Genomic DNA, 17,483 nt, shown 5'->3' with positions numbered 1-17,483 from the left:
ACCCGCACCTGGGACGGCGGAGCCACTCGCTCAGCCGGTCGGCCTCACCAGCGGGAACAGGATCGTCTCGCGGATGTTACGGCCGGTGAAGGCCATGACCATGCGGTCGATGCCGGCGCCCATGCCACCCGTCGGCGGCATCGCGTATTCGAGGGCCTGCAGGAAGTCCTCGTCGAGCTGCATGGCCTCCGGGTCGCCGCCCGCCGCCAGCAGGGACTGCTCCACCAGGCGGCGGCGCTGCTCGATCGGGTCGATGAGCTCGGAGTAGGCGGTGCCCAGCTCGGTGCCGAACCCGATCAGGTCCCACTTCTCCGTCAGCAGCGGGTCGTCCCGGTGCTGGCGGGTCAGCGGGGAGGTCTCCAGCGGGTAGTCCATGACGAACGTCGGCTGGATCAGGGTGTGCTCCACGAGCTCCTCGAACAGCTTCTGGACCAGCTTGCCCTGCCCCCACTTGGCGTCCCAGTGGACGTCGTGCTTGTCGGCGAGCGCGCGGACCCGCTCCAGCGGGGTCTCGGTGCTGAGCTCCTCGCCCACCGCCTCCGACACCGCGTCGTACAGCTTGATCCTGGGCCACTCGGGGATGCCCAGATCGACCTCGACGCCGTCGTGCACCACCACGGAGGTGCCCAGCGCGGCGACCACGGCCTTTTGGTACATGCGCTGGGTCAGGTCCGCCATGTCGTTGTAGTCGAGGTAGGTGCCGTAAGCCTCGATCATGGTGAACTCGGGGTTGTGCGTGGAGTCCGCGCCTTCGTTGCGGAAGTTGCGGTTGATCTCGAAGACCTTCTCGATGCCGCCCACGACCAGCCGCTTGAGGTAGAGCTCGATGGCGATGCGGAGGTAGAGCTCCATGTCGTAGGCGTTGATGTGGGTCTTGAAGGGCCGGGCCGCGGCGCCCCCGTGGATGGGCTGCAGCATCGGCGTCTCGACCTCGAGGTAGCCCTCCTCGTGCCAGAAGTCGCGCACCGCGCGCACGGTGGCGCTGCGGATCCGGGCCATCTCGCGGGCCTCGTCGTTGACGATGAGGTCGACGTAACGCTGGCGCACCCGGGCCTCGGGGTCGGTGAGGCCGACGTGCTTCTCCGGCAGCGGGCGCAGGCACTTGGCGGTGATCTGCCAGCTGTCGGCCAGGATGGACAGCTCGCCGCGGCGGGAGGTGATGACCTCACCCTCGACGCCCACGTGGTCGCCCAGGTCGACGTCGTGCTTCCAGGCCGCCAGGGACTCCTCGCCGACCTTGTCGAGCGAGATCATGACCTGCAGGTCGCCGCTGCCGTCGCGAAGCGTGGCGAAGCAGAGCTTGCCGCCCACCCGGTTGAGCATGACGCGTCCCGCGACCCCGACCCGGTCGCCGGTCGCGGCGTCGGGCTCAAGGCTCTGGTATTTCTCCCTCACCTCGGCATTGGTGGCCGTACGAGGAAAGTTGACCGGATAGGGGTCGACGCCCTGACTGCGAAGGCGGTCGAGCTTCTCCCTCCGGATGCGCATCTGCTCAGGAAGTTCTTCGCTCACACCACCAAAGGGTAGGGGATACGGCCACCTGCAAGCCGTCGTCGGTCCCCTGCAGGGGCGCCGCAAGCGCTCCCGGTTACCAAGGACGCACGAGCGGTCCCCTTCCCGAGCAGGGGGCCGCTCGGCTAAGCGGTATTGCGGGCGTAGACCAGCCGCAGGCCGATCAGGGTCAGCCACGGCTCGTGCACGTCGATGCAGCGGGACTCGCCCACCACCAGCGCCGCGTGCCCGCCGGTGGCCACCACCGTCACTTCCTCGGGGTCCTCGGCCAGCTCGGCGGCCATCCGCTCGACGATGCCGTCCACCTGACCGGCGAAGCCGTAGATGATGCCCGCCTGAAGCGCTTCGACGGTGTTCTTGGCGATCACCGAGCGCGGCCTGATCAGCTCCACCTTGTGCAGTTGCGCACCGGCCGCGGCCAGGGCGTCGACGGAGATCTCGATGCCGGGGGCGGTGACCGCCCCGACGTACTCCCCCTTGGCGGACACCGCGTCGAAGGAGGTGGCGGTGCCGAAGTCGACGATGATGCACGGGCCGCCGTACTGGTCGATGGCGGCCAGCGCGTTCACGATGCGGTCGCTGCCCACCTCTTTGGGATTGTCCATCCGTACGGGCACACCGGTGCGCACACCGGGCTCGACGATCACCGCCGTGACGTCGCCGTAGTAGCGGCGGCACATCTCGCGCATCTCGTTGAGCACGCTGGGCACGGTGGAGCAGATGGCGATGCCGCCCACGTCGGCCCCCTTGAGCAGCGGCGACTGGCCGAGCAGCCCCTGGAGGACGACCGCGATCTCGTCGGCGGTGCGGCGGGCGTCGGTGGCCAGCCGCCAGTGCTCGATGACGTCCTCGCCGTCGAAAAGACCGAGCACCGTGTGCGTGTTGCCGACGTCGATCGTGAGCAGCATCGATTACCCCCGTAGATCCAGTGCGACGTCAAGGGCCGGCGCCGAATGGGTGAGCGCTCCGACCGCCAGGTAGTCAACGCCAGTCTCAGCCACATCACGTGCCAATTCCAAGGTCAATCCCCCGCTGGCTTCAAGAGCAACCGCGCTTTTCGTACTATTTTTCGCGATTTGCACGGCATGTGCTGTCTCTTCCACCGTGAAGTTGTCCAGCAGGACGAGCTCGGCCCCCTCCGCGAGCACCGCCTCCAACTGGTCGACGCTGTCCACCTCCACCTCGATCGGCAGGTCCGGGTAGCGCTCGCGCACCGCGCGGAACGCCTCGGCGACGCCCCCGGCGGCCACCACGTGGTTGTCCTTGATGAGGGCCGCGTCCGACAGCGACATGCGGTGGTTGACGCCACCGCCGCAGCGCACCGCGTACTTCTCCAGGGCCCGCAGCCCCGGCAGCGTCTTGCGGCTGTCCCGCACCCGCGCCGCCGTGCCGCTGATCGCCGCCACCCACCGGCCGGTCAGCGTGGCGATGCCGGACAGGTGGGTGATCAGGTTCAGTGCGGTGCGCTCCGCGGTCAGCAGGGCCCTGGCGGGCCCCTCGACGGTCATCAGCACCTCTCCCCCGCGCACCCGCTCGCCGTCCTTAACCCTGCGTTCGGTACGGGTGGCGCCCAGCCGTACGAACACCGCCTCCGCGACCGCCAGACCGGCCACCACCCCGTCGGCACGGGCCACCACGTCCCCTGCCGATTGCTGCTGGGCCGGGATCGTCGCCAGGCTCGTGACGTCACCGGCCTCCTGAAGGTCCTCCGCCAGCGCCCGGTCGATCACCGCGTCGACGTCGGCCGGGTCCAGCCCGGCGGCGGTGAGCTCCTGAGCCAGGCGGTTCGGCATCGCGTCACCGTGCGGCGTGTAGGTCATTTGCAGGCCCTCCTCGGTCAGGGTCACGTCCAGGTGGCCCTGCCATTCGTCGTCGTCGCGGTCGGGGAAGTCCTCGCGCCAGTGCGAGCCACGGGTCTCCTGCCTGGCCGCCGCCGCGCCGGTGAGCACGGTGGCGACGGTGAGCAGGTTCGTCGCCTCCCACGACTCGGTGCGCGCGGCCACCTGAACGGGCGTCCAGCGGGCGTCGCGCAGCGCCTGGGCCGTGGCCGCGAGCGAGGCGTGACTGCGCAGCACGCCCGCCCCGGTGCTCATGTGGGACTGGATCCGCCCCCGCACCCGCGGGTCCACCAGCCCCGTCGGCGCCTGAGCCGGCACCGGCTCGCCGGGCGCGCTACTCAGGTGGTGGATGTCGTCGGCGATCCGCTCGGCGAAGACCAGCCCTTCGAGCAGGGAGTTGGACGCCAGCCGATTCGCCCCGTGCACCCCCGTGCAGGCGACCTCGCCGCACGCGTACAGCCCGTCGATGGAGGTACGACCCCGCAGGTCCGTACGGACTCCGCCGCTGGCGTAGTGGGCCGCCGGCGCCACCGGGATCGGCTGGGTCACCGGGTCGATGCCATGCTCACGGCAGACGGCGTAGATCGTGGGGAACCTGGTCCGCCACTTCTCCTCGCCGAAGTGACGACCGTCGAGCAGGACGTGGTCGCCGCCGTTCGCGCGCATCGTCCGCGTGATCGCCTTGGCCACCACGTCCCTGGGCGCCAGGTCCGCCAGTTCGTGCACGCCGGTCATGAACCGGTCGCCGTCCTGGTCGACGAGGAAGGCGCCCTCGCCCCTGACCGCCTCCGAGATCAGCGGCTGCTGGCCGGTCGCCCCCTTGCCGAGCCAGAGCACGGTGGGGTGGAACTGGACGAACTCCAGATCCCGCACCACGGCCCCGGCCCGCAGCGCGAGCGCCACGCCGTCGCCGGTGGAGACGAGCGGGTTGGTCGTGGAGGAGTAGACCTGGCCCATGCCGCCGGTGGCCAGCACGACGGCCGGTGCGCGTACGGCGCCCACGCCGTCACGCGCGCCCTCGCCCATGACGTGCAGCGTCACGCCGGCCGTCCGGCCACGTGCGTCCTTGAGCAGGTCGAGCACCAGCGCGTGCTCGATCACCTCGATCCCGCCGGCGCGGACCGCCTCGATCAGCGCCCGCTGCACCTCGGCGCCCGTGGCGTCGCCTCCGGCGTGCACGATCCGATGCCGCCGGTGGCCGCCTTCCCTGGTGAGCTGGAGGTGCCCGTCCGGCGTGCGGTCGAAGTCCGCGCCCCGGTCCATCAGCCGCCGCAGCGCGCCCGGCCCCTCGGTGACCAGCGTTCGCACCGCTCGCGTGTCGCACAGGCCCACGCCGGCCAGCAGCGTGTCGTTGAGGTGCTCGTCGGGGGTGTCGGCCGGATCGAGGACGGCCGCGATGCCGCCCTGCGCCCACCGGGTGGACCCGGCGGCGAGCACGTCCTTGGTGACGACCAGCACCCTGGCCCGCGGGACCAGCTCGGCGTAGTGCAGCGCGACGGTCAGCCCGGCGATGCCCGAGCCCACCACGACCAGGTCGGCCTCGACGGTCCAGCCGGGATCGGGCGCCACCAGCCGCAGAGGGATCGCCGGTGCACTCATGGGACCTCCTTGAGGCGATTTCGTCACACTGACGATAACGCGTGAGCTCAGCTGCTCCGCACCCGGGGCACCTCCGGATGTTGAGCTCAGCCGCTCCACACCCGGAGCGCCTCCCGGATCAGCCCAGAGTGATGACCATGTTGTCGATGAGCCGGGTGGCGCCGATGCGGGCGGCGACGGCGAGCACCGCCTCACCCGTGTAGGACTCGGGCACGTCGCCGAACGTGGCCGGGTCCACCAGCGCCAGATAGTCGAGCTCCAGCTCGGGCGTGGCCGCGTCGAGCACCTCTCGCGCGGCGGCACGGATCCGCGCCGGCGCCCGCTCGGCCGCACCGGCCCGCAGGGCGCGGGACAACGCCAGCGCGACCTGGCGATCCTCGGCGGACAGGTAGCGGTTGCGGCTCGACAGCGCCAGACCGTCCGGCTCGCGAACGGTGGGCGCACCCACGATCTCGACGGGCACGTCCAGGTCGGCGACCATGCGCCTGATCATCGCGAGCTGCTGGGCGTCCTTCTGGCCGAACACCGCGACGTCCGGCCGTACCAGATTGAACAGCTTGAGCACGACCGTGAGCATCCCGTCGAAGTGGCCCGGCCTGGAGGCGCCCTCGACGATCCGGCCCATCTCGCCGGCGCGGACGCTCACCTGGCGGCCCGGAGGATACATGTCCTCCACGGCGGGGGCGAACACCACCGCGGCGCCCTCCTCCTGACACACCTCAAGGTCGGCGTCGAACGTACGGGGATAGCGGGAGAGATCCTCGTTCGGCCCGAACTGCAGGGGGTTGACGAAGATGCTGACCACGACCTGATCGGCATGCGTACGGGCCGCCCGGACGAGCGAGCGGTGCCCCTCGTGCAGGGCTCCCATGGTGGGCACCAGGGCGATGGTCCCGGCTCCGCGAGCCTTGATCAGGTCGGTGCGGTTCCTGGCGACGATCAGGTCCATCCGGGGCCTCCGAGAGCGGCGGTCAGCGAGGTGGCGGGTCCACGCCGTGACCGGCTGTGGTCAGGTCCATATGTTGCCACCCAGGGCATCGAGCAGCCGCTCGGCCTCCTCCGGTTTGAGCAGCCCGGCCGCCAGCGCGCGGTCGGCGGTGAGCCTGGCCAGCGCGACATAGGCGTCGGCCGCCTCGGGGGCGCTCAGGATCAGGGCGTCGACGTGCTTGCGCACGGTGCCCGCGTCGCCGCGCACCACCGGCCCGGTCAGGCCCGCGAGGCCCAGCCTGAGCACGTTGTCCAGGGCGGCGCCGAGCAGCGGGCCGAGCATCCGCCCGGGGTGCTCGACGCCGATGCGCCGCAGCAGCTCACCGGACTCGGCGATGAGCGTGACCATGTGGTTGGCCGCGCTGGCCAGGGCCGCGTGATAGAGGGCGCGGTCGGCCTCGGCGATCCAGACGGGCTCGCCGCCCATCTCGATGACCAGTGCCTCGGCGATGGGGCGGAGCGGCTCGGGCGCGGTGACGCCGAACGAGCAGCCGGTGATCCGGTTGAGGTCGTCGTCCCGGCCGGTGAACGTCATCACCGGGTGCAGCGCGAGCGGCAGCGCGCCCGCCTTGGCCGCCGGCTCCAGCACGGACAGCCCGTAGGCGCCGCTGGTGTGCACGAGCAGCTTGCCCTGCAGGGCGGCCCCCGTCGCCGCCAGGCCGCCGACGAGATCGGGCAGCGCGTCGTCGGGGACGGTGAGCAGAATCAGCTCCGCCGCGCTGACGACCTCGTCCGGCCGGGTGGGCTCGAGACCCAGCCGGTCGGTCAGCCACCTTCTGGAGGCGTCGGACACTCCACTCGCCGCCACGACCCGGTGGCCCGCCTGCGCCAGCGCGGCACCGAGTGCGGAGCCCACCTTGCCCGCTCCCAGCACGCCGACGGTCAGCCGTGCCGGGCGATCACCTGCGTCCATGCCGTCTCACCCCTGTCGACCCGATGGCGCTGCGGACCAGCGTAACGGCCGAACGGGGGCACGCAGGTGACCGGGGTTTTGCCGCATGTCGCGTTATCGACAAATCGGACAAGGGCATACAAATCGTGTACCCCCTGTCGGGAGAGATGAGGAGAGGGGTTCATCGCAGCGGGCGCCGAGTCCTTGGACCCGACGCCCGCACAGTGCAGGAACCTCTTGGGGGGCACCAGCGACCGCCAACGCCGATCGGCGGTCACTCGTCGAGCTCGGACCGGTCCGCCCGGTCCGAGCTCTGCGCATGTCAGCCGACGCTCGCGCCACCCCGGCAGCCGGCGACGGCCTGGCCGAGGGCGGCGACCGAGTTGCCGCAGACGTGACGTGTCAACGCCAAAACAAGATCTGCACATTGTGCAGTCACAAGCCAACCCATTGTGCAGCGTGAGATATTTCTAACATGTGGCTCACCTGGCGCGCCGCCATCGACCGCGCGCTCTACGGCGAGAGCGGCTTCTACCTGCGAGAGCGGCCCTCAGGCCACTTCCGTACCTCGGTCAGCGCCTCGGCGGTGTTCGCCGAGGCCGTGCTGTCCCTGCTCGGACAGGTGGACGCGGAGCTCGGCATGCCGGGAAAGCTCGACCTGGTCGACATCGGCGCCGGGGAGGGCGCGCTCGTCGGCCGGGTGCTCGCCGCGGCCGATCCCGAGCTGCGCAGCCGGCTCCGGGTCACGGCCGTCGACCTGTCACCCCGGCCGGCGGGCCTGCCTCCGGAGATCGACTGGCGCGCCACCGTCCCGTCCGGGATCAACGGCCTGGCCATCGCCAACGAGTGGCTGGACAACATCCCGCTGGACGTCGCCGAGCGGACACCCGACGGGCCCAGGCTCGTCCTGGTCGACACCGAGACCGGCGACGAGCGGCTCGGCGACCCGCCGTCCGGGGCCGATCGGGAGTGGCTCGAACGGTGGTGGCCGCTGTCGCGCACCGGCGCGCGGGCCGAGATCGGATGGCCGCGCGACGCGGCCTGGGCGACGGTTCTGGAACGGCTCGAACGAGGTCGCGCGATAGCCGTGGATTATGCACACCCTGTGGATAACCGTCCGCCCCGTGGCACGCTCACGGGATACCGCGACGGCGCGATGGTGTCGCCCATCCCCGACGGGACCTGCGACATCACCGCTCACGTGGCGCTCGACGCGTGCGCCGAGGCGGGCAGACGGGCCGGTGCGATATCCACAACGTTGTCCACACAGCGCGTCGCGCTGCGTGCTCTGGGGATCACCGGCACACGCCCGCCGCTCGACCTGGCCCGGGTCGACGCACGCGGCTATCTCAGGTCCCTCGCTCGGGCTTCGGAGGAGGCCGAGCTGATCGATTCGTCAGGCTTGGGCGGCTTCGGCTGGCTCAGCCAGAGCCGGTGACTCAGGCTGCCCTGGCGTCTGGCCCGGCGCGGGCCGGTGACTCAGGCTGCCCTGGCGCTGGCCCGGCCCGGCCGGTGGCTCGGGCTGCCCTGGCGTCCCCTCAGGCGACCCTGACGTCGAGCGACTCCAGGCCGCGGATCACGTAGCCGGGCTTCCACACCGGCTCCCGGACGAGCTCCAGCTTCGGCGCCCGGTCCATCAGCGCGCCGAACGACTCGATCAGCTCGATCCTGGCCAGCGGCGCCCCCAGGCAGAAGTGGATGCCCGCGCCGAAAGAGATGTGCGGATTGTCCGCCCGGCCCACGTCGAGCCGGTCCGGGTCGACGAACACCTCCTGGTCCCGGTTGGCCGAGCCGAACAGCAGCGCGACCTCCACGCCACGCGGGATGACGACCCCGCCGACCTCGATGTCCTCCAGCACCCAGCGCTCGAACATCTGCAGCGGCGTGTCCCACCGCATCAGCTCCTCGATCGCCGAGGGCAGCAGCCCGCGATCCTCGCGCAGGCGGGCGAGCTCGGCCGGGTTCCTGAACAGGGACCACCAGCCGTTGCCCGTCACGTTCACCGTGGCCTCGTGGCCCGCGTTGAGCAGCAGCACGCAGGTGCCGACCAGCTCGTCCAGGGTGAGCTCGTCGATCTGGGCGAGCGCGCTGATCAGGTCGTCGCCGGGCCGGGCCGCGCGCTCACGGGCCAGCTCCTTGAGGTAGCCGGCGAACTCCGACGCCGCCCGGACGGCCGTGTGCTGCGCCTCGGGGGCCGGGTTGAGCTCGTACATCCCGCAGATGTCGGCCGACCAGGGGCGCAGCAGGGGGCGGTCGGCGTCGGGGATGCCGAGCATCTCCGCGATCACCGTCACCGGGAGGGGCTCGGCCACCTCGGCGATGAGGTCGCCGCCGCCCTGCTCGACGAACGCGTCCACCAGGCCGCCCGCGATGGCGCGCACGCGGGGGCGCAGCGACTCCACCATGCGCGGGGTGAACGCCCTGGAGACCAGACGACGCAGCCGGGTGTGCACCGGCGGCTCGACGTCGAGCATGCCCGCCCTGACCACCCGCCAGAACGGCTCCTGGAACTCCGGCTCCGCCTCCTTGCCGAACTCCTCGTGCGTGGCCACGTGCAGGTAGGACCTGCCCAGGCGGCGGTCCCTGAGCAGGGCGTTCACGTCGGCGTGGCGGGCGATCAGCCACTGACCCGTCGGCTCGAAGAAGGTGACCGGAGCCTGCTGCCTCAGCTCGGCGTAAACCCCGTAAGGGTTGGCCACGAAATCGGGATTCCAGGGATCAAAGCGCACAAGTGCATCTTAGATGGTTGCTATCCACGGGCAGGCGTCGGTTATAGTGCCTGACGTAGGTCATGAGTGCCAGCGTCAAGCCCCGGCTCGCTGGCCGGCAACCCTCGCGTCCGCGGCGGGGTGCCCCGGGTGAGGACCTGGTCCGTCACGAGGTGTGGCGGGCAAGCGCGGGCTCCGTGGTCTCCAGGGGTCCGATGACCCGAGGAGTTTCGCCGTGTCCACGTTGACGATCTTCACCAGCGTTCCCGAGCAGCAGGACCAGGTCGCCGTCGCCCCCGTCCCCCAGGGCCGGCCCATCCCCGCCGTACTCGGCGCCGACCTTGAGGTGCCCGTCAAGGGCGGCAAGCTGGTCGGCTACGCCAACCTCGACTACGCCGCCAGCGCCCCCTGTCTGGAGCCGGTCAGCGCGGCCGTCGCCGCCGCGCTCCCGGCCTACTCCAGCGTGCACCGCGGCGCGGGGTACGCCTCCCAGCTCACCACCGCCCGCTACGAGCAGGCCCGCCACACCGTACGAGCCTTCGCCGGCGCCCGGCCCGACGACGCCGTCATCTTCACCCGCAACACCACCGACGCCACCAACCTGCTGGCCCGCTGCCTGCCCGACGGCACCACCGTGGTCGTCTTCGACACCGAGCACCACGCCTCGCTGCTGCCCTGGAAGCAGGCCGTACGGCTGGCTCCCCCGGCCTTCCCCGGCGAGGCGGTGCGCGCGGCCGACGAGGCGCTGGCCGGGATCGACGGGCCCAAGCTGCTCGTCGTCACCGCCGCCTCCAACGTCACCGGCGAGCTGTGGCCGATCGCGGCCCTGGCCCACATCGCGCACCGGCACGGCGCCCGCATCCTGGTCGACGCCGCCCAGCTCGTGCCGCACCGGCCGATCAACCTGACCGCGCTCGACCTGGACTACGTGGCCTTCTCCGGGCACAAGCTGTACGCCCCCTTCGGCGCCGGAGTGCTGCTGGGCCGCCGTGACTGGCTGGCGGGCGGCGAGCCGTACCTCAAGGGCGGCGGCGCCGTGCGCGCAGTCGGGCACGCGGACGAGGGCACGGACTGGCACGAGGACCCCGAGCCCCGGCACGAGGCCGGCACCCCGAACGTGCTGGGCGCCATCGCGCTCGCCGCCGCCTGCGACGCCCTCACCGCCACCGGCTGGACGGCGCTGGTCAAGGAGGAGGAGCGGCTGATCGCCCGGCTGCGCGCGGGCCTGGCCTCGATCGCGGGCGTACGGGAGCTGTCCCTGTGGGGACCCGCCCACCCGCGGGTGGGCATCGTCTCCTTCACCGTCGACGGGCACTCCGCCCGCGAGGTCGCCGAGCTGCTGTCCGGTGAGTACGGGATCGGGGTGCGGGACGGCAAGTTCTGCGCGCACCCGTTCGTCCGGCACCTGCTCGGCACCGCCGACGGCGGCTGCGAGGACGACACCGCCTCGGCCGTGCGAGCCTCGATCGGCATCGGCTCCACCCAGGAGCACGTCGACCGTCTCATCGAGGCCCTGCGGGAGCTCGCCGCCCGCTGACGGGTCAACAGCGGGAGCTTGCCGCCCACTGACGGGTCAGAGGCCCTGCGGGAGCTTGCCGCCCGCTGACGGGTCAGCGGTTGGGCGGCTTGGGTCTGCGGTGCTCGTCACCGATCAACGCGTCGAGATCCCGCATGTCCTCCGGGCTCAGGGCGTCGGACCGGTGTCCGGACGGCTGCCTGGGCACGGTGTGCCGGGTCTCGCCCTGAGGGCCCTGCCCCGTGTCCTCCCGGTAACCGGGCTGGGTGTCCTCCCGATGACCGGACTGCGGTCGTTCCTCCTGGTAGCCGGACCGGGTGTCTCCGTACCCACCAGGGTTGGGCGGCTCCTCCCGGTAACCGGGCTGGGTACCCTCCCGGTAGCCGGGCTGCTCGTCCCGGTGGATCGGCAGGGTGTCCTCGCGGTGGCCCGGCGCGGGCCGGCCGGCCGAGGCCTTCTCGGCGGCGCGCTGCCGTGCGCGTCTCCTATAGCTGCCGTGGATGATCCCGTCAAGGCCGAGCCTGCCGCCCCCCAGCGCCAGGAACAGCAGCGCGACCGAGCCCAGCGCGGCGGGCAGCTCCCAGCCGCCCTCCTGGACGAAGATCCCCTTGCCCCAGTGGCCGAACACGATCGCCCCGACCATGCCGATCAGCAGCACCAGCGCCGCGGGCCGCACCAGCAGCCCGATGATCAGCAGCGCACCGCCGACGGTCTCACCGATCGTGCTGAACGCGGCGGCGAGCTGCGGCTGCGGCACGCCCATCTGGGCGAACCCCGCGGAGGTGGTGCCCAGACCGCTCTGCCACTTCTGCCATCCATGGGCAACGAAGATCACTCCGACAACCACCCTGACGATCAGGGCGGCGATATCGTACACAGCCCTTTTCATGATGATTTCTCCCCCCGTTTCCGGTATTACTCCCCCTGTCCGGCTCGGGGATGCACCCGCATACCGTTCCTTGACCTGCCCCAGCGCTGGATCACCACCGCACCCGGTGGCAGCATTGCCTATATGACGGAACGCGTAGTGGGAATCGGAGTGGGCGCGAAAGAGCTGGCCACCGAGGACATGATCCTCAACATCGGCCCGCAGCACCCCTCGACGCACGGCGTGCTCCGGCTCCGCCTCACCCTCGACGGTGAGCGCATCTCCACCGCCGAGCCGATCATCGGCTATATGCACCGGGGCGCGGAGAAACTGTTCGAGGTCCGCGACTACCGGCAGATTCTGGTCCTGGCCAACCGGCACGACTGGCTGTCGGCCTTCGCCAACGAGCTGGGCGTGGTCATCGCCGTCGAGCGCATGCTCGGCATGGAGCCCCCGGTCCGGGCCGTGTGGGCGCGCACCCTGCTGGCCGAGCTCAACCGGGTGCTCAACCACCTGATGTTCCTCGGCTCCTACCCCCTGGAGCTGGGCGCCATCACCCCCGTCTTCTACGCCTTCAGCGAGCGCGAGCGCATCCAGGCGGTGATGGAGGAGATCTCCGGCGGGCGCATGCACTACATGTTCAACAGAGTCGGCGGTCTCAAGGAGGACCTGCCGCTCGGCTGGCTGGACCGGGTCGCCGAGGCCACCGCCGAGACCAGGCGCCGCGTCCCCGACATCGAGAACCTCATCCTCAACAACGAGATCTTCAACGCCCGCACCAGAGGCGTCGGCGTGCTCTCCCACGAGCAGATCATGCAGTACGGCGTCAGCGGCCCCGTCGCCCGCGCCTCCGGCGTCGACTTCGACCTGCGGCGCGACGATCCCTACCTGGCCTACCCCGAGCTGCCCGTCAAGGTCGTCACCCGGAGCGCCGGCGACTGCCACGCCCGCTTCGAGGTGCTGCTCGAACAGCTCAAGGTCTCGCTCGACCTGGCCGACGCCTGCGTGGACCGGCTGCGCTCGCTGCCCCCCGGACCCATCAACCAGCGCCTGCCCAAGGTGCTCAAGGTGCCTGAAGGCCACACCTACGCCTGGACGGAGAACCCTCTCGGCATCAACGGCTACTACCTGGTGTCCAAGGGCGACAAGACCCCCTGGCGGCTGAAGCTCCGCTCGGCCTCCTACAGCAACATCCAGGTGCTGCGCGAGATGCTGCCCGGACACCTGGTGGCCGACATGGTGGCGATCCTCGGCTCGATGTTCTTCGTAGTGGGTGACATCGACAAGTGAGCTCCCCCACCACCGTCCAGCGCGACAAGTACGTCGACTGGCTGCGCGCGCTCAGCCTCATCGTGGTCGTCGTCTGGCACTGGGCCTTCACCATCCTGCAGTGGAAGGACGGCGTGCCCGAGCCGACCAGCCCGCTGGGCTTCACCTCGGGCTTATGGATCCTCACCTGGCTGCTGCAGGTGCTGCCGCTGTTCTTCTACGTCGGCGGGCACGTACACCTGCTGTCCTGGGACCGCGCCAAGCGGCGCGGCACCGGCATCGGCGCGTTCGTCTGGCGGCGCATCCGCGCGCTGGCCATCCCGGCGCTGGGCCTGTCCGGCGTGTGGATCGCCATCGGCGCGCTCGTCACCTGGGCGTTCGACGTGGAGTGGATGGGGCGGGTGGTGCTGCTCGTGCTCAGCCCGCTCTGGTTCCTCGCCGTCTACCTCGTGCTGATCGCGCTCCTGCCCGTCGCGCTCTACCTGCACCGCGAGTACGACGTGCTGACGCTCGTCTGGCTCGGCGGAGCCGCCCTGGTCGTCGACGTGATCCGCTTCCGTTACGACGTGGAGTGGATCGGCTGGCTCAACATGCTCATCGTCTGGGGGCTGGCGCACCAGGCCGGGTTCTTCTACGACCGGTTGGTCGCGCTGCCCAGGCGCTATGACGTGGGCGTGCTGTGGACGGGCCTGTTCGCGCTGGTCGGCCTGGTCTACTCGGGCATCTACCCCGGCTCCATGGTGGGCGTCCCGGGCGACAAATGGTCCAACATGGCCCCGCCGACCTTCGTCATCGTGGCCCTGCTCATCTTCCAGATCGGCCTGGTCGAGGTGCTGCGGCCGTCGATGGAGCGGGTGCTCGTCAAGCCCGGCTGGAGCCGCGTCAACGACGTCATCAACCGGTTCGCCCTGCCGCTGTTCCTCTTCCACACCACCGGCATGGCCATCGCCATCGGCCTGTCCTGGTGGCTGTTCGGCTCCCTGACCCCCCAGGTGCCGCCGGACCTGTGGTGGTGGCTGGAACGCCCCATCGCCATCATCGGCCCCCTGATCTGCACCCTCCCGGTCATCTACCTCTTCGGCCGCCGCCGCACCCCCGCCGAACAATTGCAGGACAAAAGTTGAACGCGAGTCAATCCTGGGATTATGGCGAACATCGGTTTTCGTGCCACGCCAGAAGACGAGCGCATCATCAAGGCGGCCATGCGGGAGGGAGAGCGGACCAGTGACGTCATCAGACGCGCACTCCGGTTGCTCGAACGGGAGGTATGGCTCAAGCAGGCCCGAGCCGATGCCGAGCGACTGGTAGATGAAGATCTCTCCGCGGAAGGGGATGCCTGGTGATCCGCGGAGCTGTGTACCGGGTGGACCTCGGCGAGGCGAAACGCGGCTCCGAGCAGCGGGGCAAGCGCTTCGGGCTCGTGTTGAGCCCGACCTCCATGCCATGGAGCGTCGCCACGATCATCCCCATATCCACCCAGGCGCAACCTGCGGCCTTTCGCCCTGAGATCGAACTCGGCGGGAGGACGACACGTTTCCTGGTCGACCAGATCCGCACCATCGACACCACCTTCATCCACGGGGAACCCGTCTACTACCTGGGCAGGGACGAGATGGCCAAGGTGCAGCACGCGGTGAGCCACTACTTGGGGCTCTGATCCTCGGAGTCCTTGGGGATGCGGCAGGCGTACTCGAGGAAGAGGGCGGCGGCGATCAGCGCCACGCACGACAGGAACGAGCCGGTCGCGATGAAGAACTCCACGCGCGGCGTCTCCTTGGCGAACAGGTGCAGCGTGTGCAGGGCGAAGCCGGCGAACAGGCCCGCGAACATCGCACCGCCGTAGGCGGAGGCCTTGGCCAGGGCCGCCATCCGGGCCACGGCCAGCGGCTCCACCGGCTTGGTGCCGGGCTTGCGGTCGATCCTGGCCTTGATCATCCAGCCGCTGTAGGCCTCGCCGATGGCCAGCAGCAGCACGGTGGGGACCGCGGTCCACGGCAGGATCACCAGGTCGGTGTAGATCAACCGGACGAGCAGCCAGGCGGCCAGCGCGACGACGACGACGATGCCGGCGAGGACACCCGGGCGGGTGGGCCTCAATCGGGCTCCTGCAGTTTCAGCTCGGCCCGTAGCCGGACGCCCTGCGGGTCCAGGCCCGCGAGCAACTCCGCGATCCTGCCCCGGCCGGGCACCTCGCCCTCGGGGTCGACCTCGAACCACGGCACGAGCACGAACGCCCGCTCGTGCGCCAGCGGGTGCGGGAGCGTCAGGTCGGGCTCGTCGCAGACGGTGTCGCCCACCACGATCAGGTCGATGTCGAGCGTGCGCGGCCCCCAGCGCTCGGCGCGGACCCGCCCGAAGGCGTTCTCGACGCCCTGCGCCCGCTCCAGCAGCGTCTGCGGCGGCAACGTGGTCTCCGCGACGACGATAGCGTTGAGGAACGGCCGCTGTTCCTCAGGACCGCCGACCGGGTCGGTCTCGTAGACGGGGGAAGCCCTGACGAAGGCCAGCCCGGGCGCGTCGAACAAGGTGTCGATGGCGCCCTGCAGGGTGTCGAAACGTCGGCCCAGGTTGCTTCCCAGGGACAGGATTGCCTTCATGGACGGCTCCGCTCGATGGTCACCACCACGTCGTCGAACGGCAACGGGATCGGTGCGGCCGGCTTGTGCACGCTCACCTCGACCGACTCGACGATCTCACTGCCCAGGCAGACCTCGGCCAAGCGCTCCGCGAGCGTCTCGATCAGCTCGACCGGCTCACCCTCCACCACCTTGACCAGCGCCTGGGCGAGCTCGCCGTAGTCGACGGTCCTGGTCAGGTCGTCGCCCGCGGCGGCGGGCCCGGTGTCGAGGAACAAGGTCGCGTCGACGATGAACTCCTGGCCGAGCTCCCGCTCGGCGGCGAGCACACCGTGTCTCCCCCGGGCCCGCAGGCCCCTCAGCACGATCCGGTCAGCGCTCAAGCTCGTCTTCCTCCTCCTCGTCGTCGTCACTCTGCAACACCGGCGAGCCATGGTGCATCCACAGCCGCCAGCCCTGCGCGGTGCGGACATAGACGTTGCTGGCCACCACCTTGCCTGCGGCGAAGCTGGACTCACCCTCCTCGCCCGCGGTCAGTATGTTCTCGACGCAGGTCAGGACGGCCACGTCGCCCAGCACCGTGGTGCTGACGTCGGTGAGCACGAACTGGATGTAGGTGGTGTTGGCCATGATCAGCGCCCACGACCGCAGCACCTCCGACCTGCCCGCCAGCAGGGTCCAGCCCGGATGGACGCAGCTCACCTGCTCGTCGGCGGTGTCCTCCGCCCAGACCTCGGTCATCTTGTCGAGGTCGGCGTCCTCGATGGCGGTGTAGAAATCCTGGTTGACCGTCTCGATCGCGGCAGTGTCGACGCTCATGTGTTGGCTCCGGCTCTCTTCCATGCTGCGGCCACGCGGACGGCATCGGCATTGGGACCTACGTGGTGCACCCGCACACACCAGGCGCCCTCACGGGCGGCCAGCGCGGTCACCGCCAGCGTGGCGTCGTCACTGTGGCTGAACGGGCGCGGCGTGCCCTCGGCGTCGGCGAGCAGCCGTCCGAGAAATCTTTTGCGCGAAGCTCCGATGAGCAACGGATAGCCCAGCTCGGCCAGGCGCGGGAGGGAGGCGAGCAGCGCCCAGTTGTGGGCGGCGTTCTTGGCGAAGCCCAGCCCGGGGTCGAGCACGATCTGCTCCTCGGAGACCCCCTCGGCCAGCACGAGGTCGACCCGCTTGGCCAACTCCTCGCGCACCTCGGTCACCACGTCGTGGTAGACGGCGCGGCGCTCCATGTCCTCGCTGTGGCCCCGCCAGTGCATCACCACATAGGACACGCCGGTGGCGGCCACTACGCGGGGCATCTCGGGGTCGGCCAACCCGCCGCTCACGTCATTGACCAGCCTCGCCCCCGCCTCGACCGACGCCAGGGCCACCTCGGCCCGCATCGTGTCGACGCTGACGGCCACGCCCGCCGCGCTGAGCGCCCTGATCACGGGCACCACCCGGGCGAGCTCCTCCTCCAGGGACACCCTGGCGGCTCCCGGCCTGGTCGACTCACCGCCCACATCGACGATGTCGGCTCCCTCGGCGATCAGTCCGAACCCGTGCCGGATGGCCGCTTCCTCGTCGAACCAGAGACCGCCGTCGGAGAACGAGTCGGGCGTCACGTTGACCACGCCCATGACGAGGCACCGGTCCTCGTCGCCCAGCCCCGGCACCCTAGTCATGTGCCCAAGCCTAGGCGCTCGACCATACCCGGTGATATCGCGGGTCCCCAG

At 70.5% G+C, this 17,483-nt stretch carries 18 protein-coding genes and 1 riboswitch; of the genes, 6 read left to right on the top strand and 12 right to left on the bottom strand.

The features are described from left to right. Positions 1-30: 30 nt before the first annotated feature. The 5 genes from lysX to IEY87_RS07775 form a co-directional block, all read right to left on the bottom strand. Positions 31-1,512: a bifunctional lysylphosphatidylglycerol synthetase/lysine--tRNA ligase LysX gene (gene lysX, locus IEY87_RS07795; protein WP_189137792.1), complete on the bottom strand. Its 1,482-nt coding sequence runs from the start codon at positions 1,510-1,512 to the stop codon at positions 31-33. Between the two features lie 125 nt (positions 1,513-1,637). Next, positions 1,638-2,420: a type III pantothenate kinase gene (locus IEY87_RS07790; RefSeq protein ID WP_189137791.1), complete on the bottom strand. Its 783-nt coding sequence runs from the start codon at positions 2,418-2,420 to the stop codon at positions 1,638-1,640. 3 nt (positions 2,421-2,423) lie between these two features. Further along, positions 2,424-4,949, bottom strand: a complete 2,526-nt coding sequence (locus IEY87_RS07785; protein ID WP_189137790.1) for an L-aspartate oxidase — start codon at positions 4,947-4,949, stop codon at positions 2,424-2,426. A gap of 118 nt (positions 4,950-5,067) precedes the next feature. After that, entirely contained in the window at positions 5,068-5,898 is an 831-nt protein-coding gene (gene panC / locus IEY87_RS07780) for a pantoate--beta-alanine ligase (protein WP_189137789.1), read from the bottom strand. Positions 5,899-5,958: 60 nt separating this feature from the next. Next, complete coding sequence (locus IEY87_RS07775; RefSeq protein WP_189137788.1) at positions 5,959-6,849, bottom strand: Rossmann-like and DUF2520 domain-containing protein; 891 nt, start codon at positions 6,847-6,849, stop codon at positions 5,959-5,961. A gap of 454 nt (positions 6,850-7,303) precedes the next feature. Here IEY87_RS07775 and IEY87_RS07770 point away from each other — a divergent pair, with 454 nt between their 5' ends. Beyond that, entirely contained in the window at positions 7,304-8,266 is a 963-nt protein-coding gene (locus IEY87_RS07770) for an SAM-dependent methyltransferase (RefSeq protein ID WP_189137787.1), read from the top strand. 100 nt (positions 8,267-8,366) lie between these two features. On the opposite strand, the gene IEY87_RS07765 is transcribed toward IEY87_RS07770, so the two are convergent. Continuing rightward, entirely contained in the window at positions 8,367-9,557 is a 1,191-nt protein-coding gene (locus tag IEY87_RS07765) for a cytochrome P450 (protein ID WP_189137786.1), read from the bottom strand. A 58-nt stretch (positions 9,558-9,615) separates the two neighbouring features. Beyond that, positions 9,616-9,731: riboswitch (SAM riboswitch) on the top strand. A gap of 40 nt (positions 9,732-9,771) precedes the next feature. Between IEY87_RS07765 and IEY87_RS07760 the strand changes: the two genes are divergently transcribed. After that, positions 9,772-11,073 carry an aminotransferase class V-fold PLP-dependent enzyme gene (locus IEY87_RS07760; protein ID WP_372462245.1) on the top strand — a complete coding sequence of 434 codons (1,302 nt, stop codon included), beginning with the start codon at positions 9,772-9,774 and terminating at the stop codon, positions 11,071-11,073. Between the two features lie 73 nt (positions 11,074-11,146). On the opposite strand, the gene IEY87_RS45560 is transcribed toward IEY87_RS07760, so the two are convergent. Then, positions 11,147-11,941, bottom strand: coding sequence for a DoxX family protein (locus tag IEY87_RS45560; RefSeq protein ID WP_225277100.1), 795 nt, complete (start codon positions 11,939-11,941; stop codon positions 11,147-11,149). A gap of 123 nt (positions 11,942-12,064) precedes the next feature. On the opposite strand from IEY87_RS45560, the gene IEY87_RS07750 reads away from it, so the two are divergent. From IEY87_RS07750 to IEY87_RS07735, 4 genes are read left to right on the top strand one after another with little or no spacing between them, the layout of a single operon-like run. After that, positions 12,065-13,210: an NADH-quinone oxidoreductase subunit D gene (locus tag IEY87_RS07750; RefSeq protein ID WP_189137785.1), complete on the top strand. Its 1,146-nt coding sequence runs from the start codon at positions 12,065-12,067 to the stop codon at positions 13,208-13,210. Further along, the gene (locus tag IEY87_RS07745; protein WP_189137784.1) at positions 13,207-14,313 is read left to right on the top strand and encodes an acyltransferase family protein; all 1,107 of its coding nucleotides are present in this window, start codon (positions 13,207-13,209) and stop codon (positions 14,311-14,313) included. Before IEY87_RS07750 ends, IEY87_RS07745 begins: the two co-directional genes overlap by 4 nt. 21 nt (positions 14,314-14,334) lie before the next feature. Next, positions 14,335-14,532, top strand: coding sequence for a hypothetical protein (locus tag IEY87_RS07740; protein ID WP_225277101.1), 198 nt, complete (start codon positions 14,335-14,337; stop codon positions 14,530-14,532). Continuing rightward, positions 14,529-14,846 (top strand): type II toxin-antitoxin system PemK/MazF family toxin, encoded by a 318-nt coding sequence (locus IEY87_RS07735; protein ID WP_189137783.1) that lies wholly within the window; start codon positions 14,529-14,531, stop codon positions 14,844-14,846. Before IEY87_RS07740 ends, IEY87_RS07735 begins: the two co-directional genes overlap by 4 nt. On the opposite strand, the gene IEY87_RS07730 is transcribed toward IEY87_RS07735, so the two are convergent. Genes IEY87_RS07730 through folP form a run of 5 tightly spaced genes read right to left on the bottom strand, consistent with a single transcriptional unit; the run spans position 14,831 to position 17,432 of the window. Next, positions 14,831-15,286, bottom strand: a complete 456-nt coding sequence (locus tag IEY87_RS07730) for a DUF3180 domain-containing protein (RefSeq protein WP_189137782.1) — start codon at positions 15,284-15,286, stop codon at positions 14,831-14,833. The genes IEY87_RS07735 and IEY87_RS07730 overlap by 16 nt on opposite strands. Then, the gene (gene folK / locus IEY87_RS07725) at positions 15,283-15,786 is read right to left on the bottom strand and encodes a 2-amino-4-hydroxy-6-hydroxymethyldihydropteridine diphosphokinase (protein ID WP_189137781.1); all 504 of its coding nucleotides are present in this window, start codon (positions 15,784-15,786) and stop codon (positions 15,283-15,285) included. Before folK ends, IEY87_RS07730 begins: the two co-directional genes overlap by 4 nt. After that, positions 15,783-16,199, bottom strand: a complete 417-nt coding sequence (gene folB / locus IEY87_RS07720; RefSeq protein WP_229699306.1) for a dihydroneopterin aldolase — start codon at positions 16,197-16,199, stop codon at positions 15,783-15,785. Before folB ends, folK begins: the two co-directional genes overlap by 4 nt. Beyond that, positions 16,138-16,584, bottom strand: coding sequence for a nuclear transport factor 2 family protein (locus tag IEY87_RS07715; RefSeq protein WP_189137779.1), 447 nt, complete (start codon positions 16,582-16,584; stop codon positions 16,138-16,140). Before IEY87_RS07715 ends, folB begins: the two co-directional genes overlap by 62 nt. Further along, on the bottom strand, positions 16,581-17,432 hold the full coding sequence (folP, locus tag IEY87_RS07710; RefSeq protein ID WP_225277103.1) for a dihydropteroate synthase: 852 nt from the start codon (positions 17,430-17,432) through the stop codon (positions 16,581-16,583). Before folP ends, IEY87_RS07715 begins: the two co-directional genes overlap by 4 nt. Between the last annotated feature and the right edge of the window lie 51 nt (positions 17,433-17,483).

This window comes from Nonomuraea glycinis, from assembly GCF_014646515.1.
Classification (GTDB): Bacteria; Actinomycetota; Actinomycetes; order Streptosporangiales; family Streptosporangiaceae; genus Nonomuraea; species Nonomuraea glycinis.
This window is presented reverse-complemented; position numbering and strand designations above follow the sequence as displayed.

Coding starts and splice junctions, on each gene's coding strand:
- IEY87_RS07740 (WP_225277101.1), top strand. CDS start 14,335: ATGGCGAACATCGGTTTTCGTGCCACGCCAGAAGACGAGCGCATCATC.
- panC (WP_189137789.1), bottom strand. CDS start 5,898: ATGGACCTGATCGTCGCCAGGAACCGCACCGACCTGATCAAGGCTCGC.
- IEY87_RS07770 (WP_189137787.1), top strand. CDS start 7,304: ATGTGGCTCACCTGGCGCGCCGCCATCGACCGCGCGCTCTACGGCGAG.
- folB (WP_229699306.1), bottom strand. CDS start 16,199: ATGGCTCGCCGGTGTTGCAGAGTGACGACGACGAGGAGGAGGAAGACG.
- IEY87_RS07750 (WP_189137785.1), top strand. CDS start 12,065: ATGACGGAACGCGTAGTGGGAATCGGAGTGGGCGCGAAAGAGCTGGCC.
- folK (WP_189137781.1), bottom strand. CDS start 15,786: ATGAAGGCAATCCTGTCCCTGGGAAGCAACCTGGGCCGACGTTTCGAC.
- IEY87_RS07715 (WP_189137779.1), bottom strand. CDS start 16,584: ATGAGCGTCGACACTGCCGCGATCGAGACGGTCAACCAGGATTTCTAC.
- IEY87_RS07785 (WP_189137790.1), bottom strand. CDS start 4,949: ATGAGTGCACCGGCGATCCCTCTGCGGCTGGTGGCGCCCGATCCCGGC.
- IEY87_RS45560 (WP_225277100.1), bottom strand. CDS start 11,941: ATGAAAAGGGCTGTGTACGATATCGCCGCCCTGATCGTCAGGGTGGTT.
- IEY87_RS07790 (WP_189137791.1), bottom strand. CDS start 2,420: ATGCTGCTCACGATCGACGTCGGCAACACGCACACGGTGCTCGGTCTT.
- IEY87_RS07775 (WP_189137788.1), bottom strand. CDS start 6,849: ATGGACGCAGGTGATCGCCCGGCACGGCTGACCGTCGGCGTGCTGGGA.
- folP (WP_225277103.1), bottom strand. CDS start 17,432: ATGACTAGGGTGCCGGGGCTGGGCGACGAGGACCGGTGCCTCGTCATG.